The sequence below is a fragment of the Streptomyces sp. WM6378 genome, assembly GCF_001279695.1.
GTDB lineage: Bacteria > Actinomycetota > Actinomycetes > Streptomycetales > Streptomycetaceae > Streptomyces.
Genome location: NZ_LGDD01000001.1, coordinates 137,670 through 151,640, shown reverse-complemented (window position 1 = coordinate 151,640; position 13,971 = coordinate 137,670). Strand labels below are relative to the sequence as shown.

Here is a 13,971-nt window from a genome sequence, read left to right as displayed (position 1 = left end):
GCTCCCCGTAAGGAAATTGGGGGCTCAGGGGTGCCTGAACCCCGCAAAGGTCTGATAAATATGCGGGCATGCGTGCTACCTCGCTGGGTGCGGGCCGCTGTCCGGTGACCGCTCTGTCCTTGGGCGGTGCCGCCCTCGGCAACCTTTTCAGTCCGCTGTCCGACGGGACGGCCCGGGGTGCGGTCGACGCCGCCTGGGACGCGGGCATCCGCTACTTCGACACCGCCCCGCACTACGGACTCGGGCTGTCCGAGCGCCGGATGGGGGCCGCGCTGCGTGACCGCCCCCGAGACGCGTACACGCTCTCCACGAAGGTCGGCCGGATCCTGGAGCCCTGGGAGGGCGGCGGGGACGATCTCGCTCAGGGTTTCGCCGTGCCGGCCTCGCACCGGCGCCGCTGGGACTTCAGCGCGGACGGGGTGCGCCGCAGCATCGAGGCCAGCCTGGAGCGACTCGGGCTCGACCGGATCGACATCGCCTATCTGCACGACCCGGACGACCACGGCGAGCAGGCGCTCAGGCAGGCGTACCCGGAGCTGGAACGGCTGCGTGCGGAAGGTGTCGTACGGGCCATAGGCGTCGGCATGAACCAGACCGGGCTACTGGCGCGCTTCCTGCGCGAGTCGGACGTGGACGCCGTGCTCTGCGCCGGACGCTACTCGCTGCTCGACCAGGGCGCGGCCGAGGAATTGCTGCCGGAGGCCGCCGCGCGCGGCAGGAGCGTGGTGGTCGGCGGGGTCTTCAACTCGGGGTTGCTCGCCGATCCGCGGCCCGGCGCGACGTACGACTACGCGGCCGCGCCCCCGGAGCTCGTCGAGCGGGCGCTGAAGATCAAGGCGGTGTGCGCGGGGCACGGGGTCGCTCTGCGGGCCGCCGCGCTGGCGTTTCCGCTGCGGCATCCGGCGGTGGCGAGCGTGCTGGTCGGGGCGCGTTCGGCGGCCGAAGTCGCCGACAGCGCGGCCAGGTTCGCAACGCCGGTGCCGGACGCGCTCTGGGAGGAGCTGGGCATATGAGGGTCGCGCTGCACACGCGGGTCCGGGCCGACGGGATCGAGGAGTACGAGGCCGCGCACCGCGAGGTGCCGCCGGAACTCAGGGCCGCGATCTCCGCCGCCGGGGCCACGTCCTGGACGATCTGGCGCAGCGGCACCGAGCTGTTCCATTTGATCGAATGCGCGGATTACGGTCATTTGCTGAGCGAGTTGGCGGAATTGCCGGTGAATGTGACGTGGCAGGTTCGGATGGGCGAACTGCTCGATGTCGTGCACGATTATTCGAGCGAAGGTGCGTCGCAGGCGGGGCTGCCGGTGGTGTGGGAGCTGTGAGCGGGCCTGGTCTCGTCGACTCCCATCATCACGTGTGGGATCTGGCCGTCCGCGACCAGGACTGGATCACGGGGCCCCAACTCGCGCCGCTGCGGCGGAACTTCACGCTGGACGACCTGCGGCCCGAGGCCTCGTCCGCCGGGGTTGCGGCGACGGTGATCGTCCAGACCGTGACCGTGGCCGAGGAAACCCCGGAGCTCCTCGCGCTCGCGGACGGCAGTGATCTCGTGGCCGGGGTCGTCGGCTGGACCGACCTCACCTCGCCGGACATCGCCCATGAGCTGGCCCGGCTGCGGGGGCTGCCCGGCGGCGGACGCCTTGTGGGGATCCGGCACCAGGTGCAGGGCGAGAGGGATCCCGGGTGGCTGTTGCGCGCCGATGTGCGGCGCGGGCTGGAGGCCGTGGCATCGGCTGGGCTCACCTACGACCTGGTGGTGCGCGCGGACCAGCTGCCCGCCTGCGCCCGGGTCGCCGCGCTGCACCCCGGACTCACCTTCGTGCTGGACCACTTGGGGAAGCCGCCCATCGCCTCCGGGGCCCTTGAGCCCTGGGCCTCGGACGTTCGGGCGCTGGCTTCACTGCCCAACACGGTGTGCAAGCTGTCGGGGATGGTGACGGAGGCGGCGTGGGCGTCCTGGACCGTGGCGGACCTTCGACCGTACGCCGAGACGGTGCTCGACGCGTTCGGGGCGGGGCGGGTCATGTGGGGGTCGGACTGGCCGGTGTGCGTGCTGGCTGCGCCGTACGGGGGTGTGGTGGGGGCCGCTCGCGGGGTTCTGGCCGGGTTGGGGTTGAGTGCGGGTGAGTGGGGGGCGGTGTTCGGGGGGACGGCTCGGGGGGCGTACGGCTTGCGTCCGCCGGCCTAGCTTTCCCCCCACCCCGCCCCTTCCCGAGACCCTCCGGGGATGTCATTCGGGCGCGGCCCGGAGTCAATGACCCCGCGCCACCCACTCCCCAACGCACGGCGCCTCCGCGCCCACCGTCGTGGTGTCACCATGGCCCGTGCGGACAGCCGTCTCCGGCGGCAGGGTCAGCAACCGCTCCCTGATCGAGTCGATGATCGTCGGGAAGTCCGAGAAGGAGCGGCCCGTCGCGCCGGGGCCGCCCGCGAACAGCGTGTCGCCCGTGAAGACCGTGCCCAACGCCGGGGCGTACAGGCAGACCGCGCCCGGGGCGTGGCCGGGAGTGTGGAGTACCTCCAGCTCCACGTCCGCGATCGACACCCGCTCTCCGTCCGAGAGTTCGCCGTCCGGCGGGCGGTTCGGGTGCGTCTGCCTCCACAGGGGGAGGTCGGCCGGGTGCAGCAGAACCGGTGCTCCTGTCGCCTCCGACAGTGCCGGCGCCGCGTCGATGTGGTCGTTGTGGGCGTGTGTGCAGACGATCGCCTTCAGCCTGCGGCCCCCCAGCGCCGCCAGGATCGCCTCCGCGTCGTGCGCCGCGTCGATGACGACCGCCTCCTCGTCGTCCCCGACGATCCACACGTTGTTGTCGACATCCCACGTACCGCCGTCGAGAGCGAACGTGCCGGACGTGACCAGATGATCGATTCGTGCGCGAACGGTCATCAGAACTCCACCACCGAGCGCAGAACGTCACCTTCGTGCATCCGCTCAAAGGCCTTTTCGACCTCGTCCAGCGCGATCGTCTCGGTGACGAACGCCCCGAGGTCGATCCGGCCCTGCTGGTGCAGGTCGATCAGCATCGGGAAGTCGCGGGACGGCAGGCAGTCGCCGTACCAGGAGGACTTCAGGGCGCCGCCCCGGCCGAAGACGTCCAACAACGGGAGTTCCAGGGTCATTTCGGGGGTGGGCACGCCCACCAGGACCACCGTGCCCGCCAGGTCGCGGGCGTAGAACGCCTGCTTGTACGTCTCCGGGCGGCCCACCGCCTCGATGACGACGTCCGCCCCGTTGCCTCCGGTCAGCTCGCGGATCGTCTCGACGGCGTCCTGCGTACGGGAGTTGACCGTGTGCGTGGCGCCCATCGCCTTGGCCGTGGCCAGCTTGCGGTCGTCGATGTCGACGGCGACGATCCGGGCCGCGCCCGCGAGCTTCGCGCCCACGATCGCCGCGTCGCCGACGCCTCCGCAGCCGATGACCGCGACCGAGTCCCCCCGGCCGACGTTGCCGGTGTTGATGGCCGCGCCGATGCCGGCCATCACGCCGCAGCCCAGCAGGCCCGCCACGGCCGGGGACACCGAGGGGTCGACCTTGGTGCACTGGCCCGCCGCGACCAGCGTCTTCTCGGCGAACGCGCCGATGCCGAGGGCGGGCGACAGCTCCGTTCCGTCGAGCAGCGTCATCTTCTGCTTCGCGTTGTGCGTGTTGAAGCAGTACTGCGGGCGGCCGCGCAGACAGGACCGACAACTCCCGCACACCGCACGCCAGTTGAGGATCACGAAGTCGCCGGGCGTGACGTCGGTGACGCCCTCGCCCACCGACTCCACGATCCCGGACGCCTCGTGGCCGAGCAGGAACGGGAAGTCGTCGTTGATGCCGCCCTGCTTGTAGTGCAGGTCGGTGTGGCAGACGCCGCAGGCCTGGATCCGCACCACCGCCTCGCCGGGGCCCGGGTCGGGCACCACGATGGTCTCCACCCGTACGGGCTGGTTCTTCCCCGGTGCGATGACCCCTTGGACCTGCTGCGACATGCCGCCACTCCCTGTTCGTGCCGTCGGGCGTATTCGGGTGTACCTGGAATACACCTTATGAGGTGGCTACGAGGTGGCGTCGTGCACCTGTCGGCCTCCGACGTAGGTCGCGAGGACCCGGGTCGCGCCGATTTCCTCCGGCGGGGCCGCGTACGGGTCGCGGTCGAGCACCGCGAGGTCCGCGAGGGCGCCCGCGCGGATCGAGCCCGTGTCGTCCAGGTGGTTCACATGAGCCGTCCCTGCCGTGTACGCGGCGAACGCCGCCGTCAGGGTGATCCGCTGCGCGGGGAGGAAGGCCGGGCCCTTCTCGCCGGGGGCGATCCGGTTCACCGCCGTGTGGATGCCCTCCATCGGGTCGGGGCTGCTGACCGGCCAGTCGGAGCCCGCCGCCACGGTCGCCCCGGAGTGGAGCAGCGCCGCGAACGGGTACTGCCAGGCTGCCCTTTCCTCTCCGAGGAACGGGATGGTCAGCTCGTCCATCTGGGGTTCGTGCGAGGCCCACAGGGGCTGGATGTTGGCGGTGGCGCCGAGCGCGCGGAAGCGGTCGATGTCGTCGGGGTGGACGATCTGGAGGTGGGCGAGGTGGGGCCGGGTGTCGGTCCAGCCGTTGGTCTCGCGGGCCGCCTGCACCGCGTCGAGCGCCTCGCGCACGGCCCGGTCGCCGAGCGCGTGGAAGTGGGCCTGGAAGCCGAGCGCGTCCAACTGCGTGACGTACGAGCGCAGTTCGGCGGGGTCGACGAAGCTGGTGCCGGTGTTGGCGGTGGCGCAGCCGCAGGCGTCGAGGTAGGGGCCGAGCAGGGCCGCGGTGCCGGTCTCGGCGACCCCGTCCTGCATGATCTTCACCGATCCGGCGCTGAACCGGCCGTGGCTCAACTCCCGGCGCCGCTCGACCAGTTCGGGGATCTGCTCGGCGCCGCGCTCGCGGTCCCACCACAGCGCGCCGACGACCCGAGCGGTCAGCGAGCCGTCGCGGGCGGCGGCCACATAGGCGTCGGCGGGGTCGTCCATCGAGCCGAAGCTGCCGACGATCGCGTCCTGCCAGGCGGTGATCCCGTACGAGTGGAGGTGAGCCTGGGCGCGCAGCAGGGCGGCGAGCCGGTCGGCGGGGGTGGAGCGGGGGGTGAGCCGGCCGACCAGGTCCATGGCGCCCTCCTGGAGCAGCCCGGTGGGTTCGCCGGTCGCGTCGCGCTCGATGCGGCCGTCGGCGGGGTCGGGGGTGTCCCGGGTGATCCCGGCGAGGGTCAGGGCGCGGGTGTTGACCCAGGCTCCGTGGTGGTCCCGGTTGGGGAGGTAGACGGGCCGGTCGGGCACGACGCGGTCGAGGAGGTCGCGGGTGGGGCTGCCGCCCTCGAAGGCCTCCATGGACCAGCCGCCGCCGGTGATCCACTCCTGCTCGGGGTGGGCGTCGGCGTAGGCCCGCACGGCCGCCAGGGTGTCGGTCGCCGTGATGAGGCCCGTGAGGTCGCAGCGCGCCAGCTCGATGCCCGCCGACACCGGGTGGACGTGGGCGTCCTGGAAGCCGGGGACCAGCAGCTTCCCCGCCAGGTCGACGACTCGGGTCTTCGGGCCGATCAGCTCGCGCACCTCGTCGTGGCCGACGGCGGTGATGCGGTCCCCGGTGACGGCCACGGTGGTGGCGCGGGAGCGGGCGGCGTCCAGGGTGAGGACCGGGCCGCCGGTGAAGACCAGGTCGGCGGGGGTGTGGCGCATGTGCGGATCCTTTTCTGTCGGGGATGTCAGGGCAGGGATGCCAGGGAGTGGTACGGGTGATTCAGGCGGCTTCCGCGCCCAGCGGCGCCGGATCGCCTTCCATCGTCGAGAGGCCCGTGACGAAGTACGGGGATTTCCTTACCCACTTGGCCCAGGCCGCGGCGACGAAGCCGCTGAGCAGCATCACCGTGGGGCACAGGAGCATGAACCAGCCGTTGTCGGGGCTGACTTCGAAGTGGTCGGCGGAGGTGTAGAAGGTCCAGCCGAGGTAGCCGCCGAGGCCGAGCAGGAAGAGGGCGCTCAGGACCGGGATCACCACGGCGCGTACGGCCTCGCCCACGCTCTCCTTGAGCGCGCCGCGGAAGCGGCTCGCCGCGGCCAGGGCGGTCAGCGCGTAGTACAGGGACACGACGATCCCGATGGCGTTGACGGAGGCCAGGATCAGGTCGCCGATCTTGGGGATGAGCAGCGAGAGGACGGCGATGGCCGCCGCGACGCAGCCGATCGCGACCGTGCCCGCCGCCGGAGTCCCGTACCGGGGGCTGACCTTGAGCCAGAGCGGGCCGAGCGTGCGGTCGCGGCTCATCGCGAACATGCCGCGCACGGTGGGGATGACGCCGGACTGGAGCGAGGCGACCGCCGAGAACGTGAGCGCGACCAGGGGCAGGGCCGCGAGCGGCTGGGCGGCGAGCCGGTCGCCGAAGAAGGTGAGTCCCTGAGCGCCGTGGCCCACCAACTCGTCCTCGGAGAGCACGCGTTGGAACGCGAACGAGCCGAGCAGGAACAGGCCGAGCATGGTGAACAGGGTGATCAGTCCGGCCTTGGAGGCGTCCTCGGGGTCCTTGATCTCCTCGTTCACGCTGAACGTCGACTCGAAGCCCCAGTAGCAGAAGACGGAGAGCAGCAGCCCTTGGGCGAGGGCCTGGCCCGAGGGGATGGTGAACGGGTTCAGCCAGTCGAGGCTGAAGGGGTGCGGTCCCTTGAACAGTCCGTAGCCGCAGAAGCCGAGCAGTACCGCGTACTCGAAGACCAGGAGCCACTTCTGGAGGGCGGCGGCCGAGCGGGTGCCGACGACCGCGGTGAAGGTGACGGCGACCAGGATCACGATGCCGATGGCGGTGGACTGGGCCGTGGAGTCGGGGTCCAGGCGCAGCCCGCCGAGCGTGTGCAGGCCCGTCTCGCCGGCGAGTTGGATGAGGGCGGAGCCGGTGACGGCGGTCGTGTAGGAGAGGAAGACGACGGTCGAGACGATGCCGATCCAGCCGGTGAGGAAGCCCAGCCAGGGGCTGAGTGAACGGCCCACCCACACATAGCCGCTGCCCATGTTGGGCTCGACCTTGTTGAGCCGCGTGTACGCGCTCGCGATGCCCAGGATCGGCACGAAGGCGAGCAGCATGACGATCGGGAGGTGCAGTCCCACGGCGCCGGCCGTGACGCCGAGTCCGATGCCGATGCTGGTGGTGGCAGCCGTGGAGGAGGCCGCGATGGCGACGCCGTCCAGGACGCCGAGGCTCTTGCGCAGAACGGGTGGGTCACTGCCGTAGGGAGTGCGCACGGTCGCTCCTTCGCCGAGGGGCGCTTTTCGGCCCCGATGGCGGCACATCGAACTCCGGGTGAAGTCGGTGCGTCAACGCTGTTGTCATAACGGGCGCCGCTTCGTAGGGTGCGGCGCATGAGCGAGCGAGTCGTACCGGACGAGGAGCGGCGGCGGCGCCGGCCGACCAAGCGGGGCACGGTCCTGTCCGAGGAACTGATCGTCGAGACGGCGCTGCGGCTGATCGGCGAGCACGGCGCGGCGGCGCTGACCGTGCGCCGACTGGGCACGGCGCTCGGCGCCGATCCGAGCGCGCTCTACCGCTACTTTCACGACACCGACGACCTCTTGCTCGCGGTGGCCGACGAGCTCATCGGCCGCACCCTGAAGGTCTGGCGGCCGACCGGCGAGTGGCGGGCCGATCTGCGCTCCCTCGGGCTGCGCATCCACGCCGACTACCAGGCCCATCCGCAGGCGGCGCTGCTCACCTGCACCCGGGTGACGGGGCGGGTGCACGAGATGCGGTCGGTGGAGACGATCCTCGGGATCCTGCGCGGGGCCGGGTTCCCGGACGCCGAGGCCGTGCGGATCTACCACGTGTTCGTCGACCAGGCTCTGTCGTTCGCGGCCCTCGACGCGGCCGTGTTCACGCTGCCGAAGGAGTCCCGGACCCTGGAGGAGCGGACGTGGCGTGAGCGGTACGCGCGGCTCCCGGCGGACACCCATCCGCATGTGGCCGCGACCGCGCCGACGCTGGTGGCGGAGATGGGCCGCAGTGCCTATCCGGCGGCCCTGGAGATGGTGCTCGCGGCGGCCGCGTCCCGCTTGCAGCACGTACGCACGTGAGCACGAAAGCGGGCGGCACCCCCGTGACCAGGGGTGCCGCCCGCTTTGAAGTGCCGGTCTACTCGGCCGAGGCGATCGCGCCGACGCGCTTGCGGACGACGTACCAGCCGCCCACGAGCAGCGCCGCGATGATCGGGAGGCAGTAGATCGTGGTGCGGCCGACTCCCCCGCCGTACCACATCAAGAACGCCACGGTCGCGAGGAAGGCGAGCGTCACGAGCTGCGTGTACGGGGCCCAGGGCAGCTGGTAGGAGGGGCGCTGCAGGCGGCCCTGCTGCGCGCGGCGCCAGAACAGGAGCGAGCAGATCATGATCATCGCCCAGGTGCCGAGGATGCCGATGGAGGCGAAGTTCAGCACGATCTCGAAGGCGTCGCCGGGGACGATGCCGTTCAGGGCGACGCCGAGGACGCCGAATCCGGCGGTGAGCAGCACGCCGCCGTAGGGGACCTTGCCCTTGTTCATGACGCCGACGAACTTGGGCGCGGAGCCGGCGAGCGACATCGAGCGCAGGATGCGGCCGGTGGAGTACAGACCGGAGTTGAGGCTGGAGAGGGCCGCGGTGAGGACCACCAGGTTCATCACGCCGGCCGCACCCGGCACCCCGATCTTGTCGAGGACGGTGACGAACGGGCTCTGGTTCTCGGAGTACTCGGTGTACGGCAGCAGCAGCGCGAGCAGCACGACCGAGCCGACGTAGAAGATGCCGACGCGCCACATGATCGAGTTGATCGCCTTGGGCAGGACCTTCGCCGGGTTCTCCGTCTCGCCGGCGGCGACGCCGCACAGCTCGACCGAGGCGTACGCGAAGACGACGCCCTGGATGACGAGCAGCATGGGCAGCATGCCCATCGGGAAGATGCCGCCGTGGCTGGTGATGTTGGCGAGGCCCGGCGTGGAGCCGTCCACGTCGTGCTGGGTGACCACGAGGTAGATGCCGACCAGCATGAAGGCGACGAGGGCCACGACCTTGATGATCGCGAACCAGAACTCCATCTCGCCGAAGTACTTCACCGAGATGAGGTTGGCGGTGAGGACGACGGCGAGTGCGACGAGCGCGCAGACCCACTGCGGGACGCTGCTGAACATGGCCCAGAAGTGGGCGTAGGTCGCGGCCGCGGTGATGTCGGCGACGGCCGTGGTCGACCAGTTCAGGAAGTAGAGCCAGCCCGCCGTGTAGGCGCCCTTCTCGCCCATGAACTCACGGGCGTAGGAGACGAAGGCGCCCGAGGAGGGGCGGTAGAGCACGAGCTCGCCGAGGGCCCGTACGACGAAGAAGGCGAAGACGCCGCAGACCGCGTAGGCGATCGCGAGCGAGGGGCCCGCGCCCGCCATCCGGCCGCCGGCACCGAGGAAGAGGCCGGTGCCTATCGCGCCGCCGATGGCGATCATGTTGATGTGGCGGGACTTGAGGTCCTTGCTGTAACCGGCGTCACCGGCGTCGATGTGGGGGGTGCCCGTCGATGCCCCCGCGGGGGCATCCTGGGTCTCGGCCGCAGGCATGGTGCGGTCACTCATGGAGTAGTTCGCCTTTGTGAGGGGTCATGCGGTCGTGCGGGACCGGCCGTACCGGTGATGCAGGTCGTCACCTTGGCAGGGACTAGTCGTCACCTTGGCAGGGACTAGTCGTCACCTTGGCACGGACCAGCGGCCCATAGTCCCGGCTGTCGGCACAGTTTGGCAGTGTCCAATGTCACGTAGAGACAGATTTGAGGTGTTTCAGAGGTAACTAAAAGGTATCCGCTGAGCGTTTTTTGTTGCCTAGGGTACCTATGGAGCGAGAACGTCCAGTTCCTCAAGGGCGCCGACCGCGATCTCCCGGGTCAGCCGCTCGGCCTGTGCGGCGTCGCGTGCACGGACCGCCTCGGCCACCCGCACATGCAAAGTGACGGCCGCCGGGTCCGGGTCGGGGAACATCACCTGGTGGTGGGTGCGGCCCGTGAGGACCTCGGCCACCACGTCGCCGAGCCGGGCGAACATCTCGTTGCCGGACGCGTTGAGCACGATCCGGTGGAAGGCGACGTCGTGCACGAGGTACGCCTCCAGCTGGCGCCCGCGCGAGGTGGCGACCATGCCGAGGGCCTGCTCGGTGAGGTCGGCGCACTGGGCGGGAGTGGCCCTGAGGGCGGCGAGCCCGGCGGCGACCGGCTCCACGGCGGAGCGCAGCACCGTGAGCGAGCGCAGCTGGCGCGGCCGGTCGGCGCCCGCGAGCCGCCACCGGATGACCTGCGGGTCGTAGACGTTCCACTGCTCGGTCGGCCGCACGGTCACGCCGACCCGGCGCCGGGACTCGACCAGGTACATGGATTCGAGGACGCGGACCACTTCGCGGATCACGGTGCGCGAGACGTCGAAGCGCTGGGCCAGCTCGTCGGTGCGCAGCACGCTGCCCGGCGGGTACTCGCCCGCGGTGATCGCCAGGCCCAGGCTGTCGAGCACATGCGTGTGGAGCCCCCGGGCCTGAGTCGTCATGGGCCAAGCGTACGGGCCCCCGTCGAGGCGCTGGAGCCTCAGCACCGAGGCCACAAAAGTATGACTTTTAAATCACGACCTCTTGAATATGTCGTACCTAATGGGTTTGAGTGTGCGCGACGGACATCGATGTCGACGAAGACAGCGAGGCACCACCCGCATGAACTCCCCCCTGACCATCGTCGTGATGGGCGTTGCCGGGACCGGCAAGACGACCATCGGGCCGCTGGTCGCGGCACGGCTCGGCGTCCCCTATGCCGAGGGCGACGACTTCCACCCCGCGGCCAACGTCGCCAAGATGTCCGCGGGCATCCCGCTCGACGACGACGACCGCCGGCCCTGGCTCGACGCGATCGGCGCGTGGGCGCACGGCCGGGCCGGGCTCGGCGGCGTCGTCTCCAGCTCGGCGCTCAAGCGCCGCTACCGCGACCGGCTGCGAGCGGCCGCCCCCGGCCTCGTCTTCCTGCACCTGACCGGCGACCGCGCGCTCATCGAGCGGCGGATGGCCGAGCGCACGGGGCACTTCATGCCGGCCGCGCTGCTCGACTCGCAGTTCGCCACCCTCCAGCCGCTCGGCCCGGACGAGGCGGGCGTCGCCGTCGACGTGTCCGGCACCCCCGAGGACATCGCGGAGCGGGCCGCCGCCGCGCTGCGACCGCTCACCGACTAAGGAATCCCCACCGTGACCAGACTCAGCGTCGAGTTCCTGGCAGCGGACGCCACGCAGCCGATCACCTCGGCCGGCAACACCCAGCTGGGCATTGCCGTACTCGCGGGCATCGCCGTCATCGTCCTGCTCATCACCAGGTTCAAGTTGCACGCCTTCCTGGCCCTGACCATCGGCTCGCTGGCGCTCGGCGCCTTCGCGGGCGCCCCGCTCGACAAGGCCATCGCCAGCTTCAGCGGCGGCCTCGGCAGCACGGTCGCGGGCGTCGGCGTGCTGATCGCGCTCGGCGCGATCCTCGGCAAGCTGCTCGCCGACTCCGGCGGCGCGGACCAGATCGTCGACACCATCCTGGCCAGGGCCGGGAAGTCCGGCGGGCGGGCGATGCCCTGGGCGATGGTGGCCATCGCCTCGATCATCGGGCTTCCGCTGTTCTTCGAGGTCGGCATCGTGCTGCTGATCCCCGTCGTGCTGCTCGTCGCCAAGCGCGGCAACTACTCGCTCATGCGGATCGGCATCCCGGCGCTCGCGGGTCTCTCCGTGATGCACGGCCTGATCCCGCCGCACCCGGGGCCGCTCGTCGCCATCGACGCGATCGGCGCCAATCTCGGCGTGACGCTGGCGCTCGGCGTGGTCGTCGCCGTGCCGACGGTGATCATCGCGGGCCCGCTGTTCTCCAAGTACGCCGCCCGCTGGGTCGACATCCCGGCCCCGGACAAGATGGTGCCGACCCGGCCCTCGGAGGACCTGGAGAAGCGGCCCAGCTTCGGCGCGACCATCACGACGGTGCTTCTGCCGGTCGTCCTGATGCTGGCCAAGGCGCTGGTCGACATCGTGGTCGACGACCCGAAGAACCACGTCCAGCGGGTCACCGACGTCGTCGGCTCGCCGCTGATCGCGCTGCTCGCGGCCGTCCTGGTCGGCATCTTCACGCTGGGGCGGGCGGCCGGATTCACCAAGGAGCGGATCTCGACGACCGTCGAGAAGTCCCTCGCGCCGATCGCGGGCATCCTGCTCATCGTGGGCGCGGGCGGCGGCTTCAAGCAGACGCTGATCGACGTGGGCGTCGGCCGGATGATCCTGGACTTCTCCAAGGACTGGGCGATTCCCTCGCTGCTGCTCGCCTGGCTGATCGCGGTGGCGATCCGGCTCGCGACGGGGTCCGCGACCGTGGCGACGATCTCCGCGGCGGGCCTGGTGGCACCGCTCGCTGCCGACATGTCGACCGCGCACGCCGCCCTGCTCGTACTCGCCGTCGGCGCCGGTTCGCTCTTCTTCAGCCACGTCAACGACGCCGGGTTCTGGCTGGTCAAGGAGTACTTCGGGATGAACGTCGGCCAGACGGTCAAGACCTGGTCGGTGATGGAGACGATCATCTCCGTCGTGTCACTCGGCTTCGTGCTGCTCCTTTCACTCGTCGTCTAGTTCCGGCTCCCACAACGGGTGTTCGCGTTTCGCCCACGGCCGCTCGACCGACCCGGTGCGCATGCCACGGCGTGCCTCCGGGTCGCCGATCGCCATCCACACATGCCCGATGACGACGATGCCGACGGCAAGCGACAGCCAATCGTGCACGAACGTGGATCCGATCCGCACCTCGATCGGCGCCAGGTGCGTGAACCACATCAGCAGCCCCGTGCCCAGCATCACCAGGGCGGCCCCCGCGATCCAGCCCGCGTACACCTTCTGCCCCGCGTTGAACTTCCCGGCCGGGCGCGGCTCCCGCTCCCGGCGCAGCACGGTGCGCAGCCAGGTCCTGTCGTACGGCAGGAAGCGGTTGAGGCGACCGAGGTCCGCCCGGAAGGCCCGCGAGGCGAGGCCGAGCAGGACCGGCGCGGGCAGCAGCACCCCGCAGATCTCGTGCACCCGCACCACCAGCTCCCGGCGGCCGACGGCCTCGGCGAACTGCGGGACGTAGAGGATCGCCGCGGTGACCACACAGGCGCCCATCAGAGCGGCCGTGGTCCGGTGCACCCATCGCACCGCTGGCGTGAACCTCCGTACGCTGTGCGGGAGTTCAGGAGGTGGGGGTGTCTTCGCGTCCGTTGGACCGGCCGACCCAGGCGTCGGTGTCATAGCCTCGCTCCTCCCAGAATCCCCGCTCGACCTTTTCCGTCACGGTGATCCCGGACAGCCATTTCGCCGACTTGTAGAAGTACATGGGCGCCACGTACAGGCGGACCGGGCCGCCGTGGGCGTGGCTGACCGGTTTGTCCTGCATGCTGAGCGCGATCAACACGTCGTCGCGGCGCGCCTGTTCGAGGGTGAGGCTCTCGCTGTACGCGCCGTCGAAGCAGGTGAAGCGGACCGCCCCGGCGCCCGGCCGCACCCCCGCCGCGTCGAGCAGCCGGGACAGCTGGACGCCCGCGAACGGCGTGCCGGGAACCCGCCACCCGGTCACACACTGCACATCGCGCACCAGGCGGGTCTGCGGCAGCGCCCGCAGTGTGTCGAGGGTGTACGTGGCGGGCCTGGTGACCAGGCCGTCGACGGTGAGCCGGTAGTCGGTGGCGCTCCGGTTCGGCACGGAGGCGGCGACCGAGTAGTAGCGGAAGCCGCCGCCGTTGGGCAGCAGATTGGTGAGCCCGGTCGGGTCCTTGTCGGCGGCCGCGCCCAGGAACGACTCAAGGCCGCCCTGGACGTAGCGCGCCGAGGCGACCCCGGCCACGCCGAGGCCGAGCATGCCGAGCACGAGCCGGCGCCCGACGGGTGCGCCGCGCGTGGGCGGCGGCGTTGGTTCTGGTGTCACCCGACGATTCGAACACCCTGGGGC

The 13,971-nt window shown here is 70.8% G+C and carries 14 protein-coding genes; 6 read left to right on the top strand and 8 right to left on the bottom strand.

The annotated features are described in order from the left end of the window. The first annotated feature begins 68 nt into the window (after positions 1-68). Genes ADK54_RS00700 through ADK54_RS00690 form a run of 3 tightly spaced genes read left to right on the top strand, consistent with a single transcriptional unit; the run spans position 69 to position 2,190 of the window. The gene (locus tag ADK54_RS00700; protein WP_053723463.1) at positions 69-1,013 is read left to right on the top strand and encodes an aldo/keto reductase; all 945 of its coding nucleotides are present in this window, start codon (positions 69-71) and stop codon (positions 1,011-1,013) included. Continuing rightward, positions 1,010-1,324: an L-rhamnose mutarotase gene (locus tag ADK54_RS00695; RefSeq protein ID WP_053723462.1), complete on the top strand. Its 315-nt coding sequence runs from the start codon at positions 1,010-1,012 to the stop codon at positions 1,322-1,324. The genes ADK54_RS00700 and ADK54_RS00695 overlap by 4 nt, the downstream gene beginning before the upstream one ends. Further along, positions 1,321-2,190: an amidohydrolase family protein gene (locus tag ADK54_RS00690; protein ID WP_053723461.1), complete on the top strand. Its 870-nt coding sequence runs from the start codon at positions 1,321-1,323 to the stop codon at positions 2,188-2,190. Before ADK54_RS00695 ends, ADK54_RS00690 begins: the two co-directional genes overlap by 4 nt. A 63-nt stretch (positions 2,191-2,253) precedes the next feature. Here ADK54_RS00690 and ADK54_RS00685 read toward each other — a convergent pair whose 3' ends face one another. From ADK54_RS00685 to ADK54_RS00670, 4 genes are all read right to left on the bottom strand, one after another. After that, positions 2,254-2,889: an MBL fold metallo-hydrolase gene (locus tag ADK54_RS00685; RefSeq protein WP_053723460.1), complete on the bottom strand. Its 636-nt coding sequence runs from the start codon at positions 2,887-2,889 to the stop codon at positions 2,254-2,256. Then, positions 2,889-3,974, bottom strand: coding sequence for an S-(hydroxymethyl)mycothiol dehydrogenase (locus ADK54_RS00680; RefSeq protein WP_053723459.1), 1,086 nt, complete (start codon positions 3,972-3,974; stop codon positions 2,889-2,891). The genes ADK54_RS00685 and ADK54_RS00680 overlap by 1 nt, the downstream gene beginning before the upstream one ends. A 66-nt stretch (positions 3,975-4,040) precedes the next feature. Next, complete coding sequence (locus tag ADK54_RS00675) at positions 4,041-5,684, bottom strand: amidohydrolase (protein ID WP_053723458.1); 1,644 nt, start codon at positions 5,682-5,684, stop codon at positions 4,041-4,043. Between the two features lie 61 nt (positions 5,685-5,745). After that, positions 5,746-7,239 (bottom strand): APC family permease, encoded by a 1,494-nt coding sequence (locus ADK54_RS00670; protein WP_053723457.1) that lies wholly within the window; start codon positions 7,237-7,239, stop codon positions 5,746-5,748. Positions 7,240-7,356: 117 nt separating this feature from the next. Here ADK54_RS00670 and ADK54_RS00665 point away from each other — a divergent pair, with 117 nt between their 5' ends. Then, on the top strand, positions 7,357-8,064 hold the full coding sequence (locus tag ADK54_RS00665) for a TetR/AcrR family transcriptional regulator (RefSeq protein WP_053723456.1): 708 nt from the start codon (positions 7,357-7,359) through the stop codon (positions 8,062-8,064). A 58-nt stretch (positions 8,065-8,122) separates the two neighbouring features. On the opposite strand, the gene ADK54_RS00660 is transcribed toward ADK54_RS00665, so the two are convergent. Both ADK54_RS00660 and ADK54_RS00655 read right to left on the bottom strand, forming a co-directional pair. Then, positions 8,123-9,580, bottom strand: coding sequence for an amino acid permease (locus tag ADK54_RS00660; RefSeq protein WP_053723455.1), 1,458 nt, complete (start codon positions 9,578-9,580; stop codon positions 8,123-8,125). 252 nt (positions 9,581-9,832) lie between these two features. Next, positions 9,833-10,534 (bottom strand): FadR/GntR family transcriptional regulator, encoded by a 702-nt coding sequence (locus ADK54_RS00655; RefSeq protein WP_053723535.1) that lies wholly within the window; start codon positions 10,532-10,534, stop codon positions 9,833-9,835. A 160-nt stretch (positions 10,535-10,694) separates the two neighbouring features. Between ADK54_RS00655 and ADK54_RS00650 the strand changes: the two genes are divergently transcribed. Both ADK54_RS00650 and ADK54_RS00645 read left to right on the top strand, forming a co-directional pair. Further along, complete coding sequence (locus tag ADK54_RS00650; protein ID WP_053723454.1) at positions 10,695-11,204, top strand: gluconokinase; 510 nt, start codon at positions 10,695-10,697, stop codon at positions 11,202-11,204. Between the two features lie 12 nt (positions 11,205-11,216). After that, positions 11,217-12,623, top strand: a complete 1,407-nt coding sequence (locus tag ADK54_RS00645) for a gluconate:H+ symporter (protein WP_053723453.1) — start codon at positions 11,217-11,219, stop codon at positions 12,621-12,623. On the opposite strand, the gene ADK54_RS00640 is transcribed toward ADK54_RS00645, so the two are convergent. Next, positions 12,609-13,274 (bottom strand): cytochrome b/b6 domain-containing protein, encoded by a 666-nt coding sequence (locus ADK54_RS00640; protein WP_078966042.1) that lies wholly within the window; start codon positions 13,272-13,274, stop codon positions 12,609-12,611. The two genes, ADK54_RS00645 and ADK54_RS00640, sit on opposite strands and share 15 nt — an antisense overlap. Then, positions 13,216-13,947, bottom strand: coding sequence for a molybdopterin-dependent oxidoreductase (locus ADK54_RS00635; protein ID WP_053723452.1), 732 nt, complete (start codon positions 13,945-13,947; stop codon positions 13,216-13,218). Before ADK54_RS00635 ends, ADK54_RS00640 begins: the two co-directional genes overlap by 59 nt. Between the last annotated feature and the right edge of the window lie 24 nt (positions 13,948-13,971).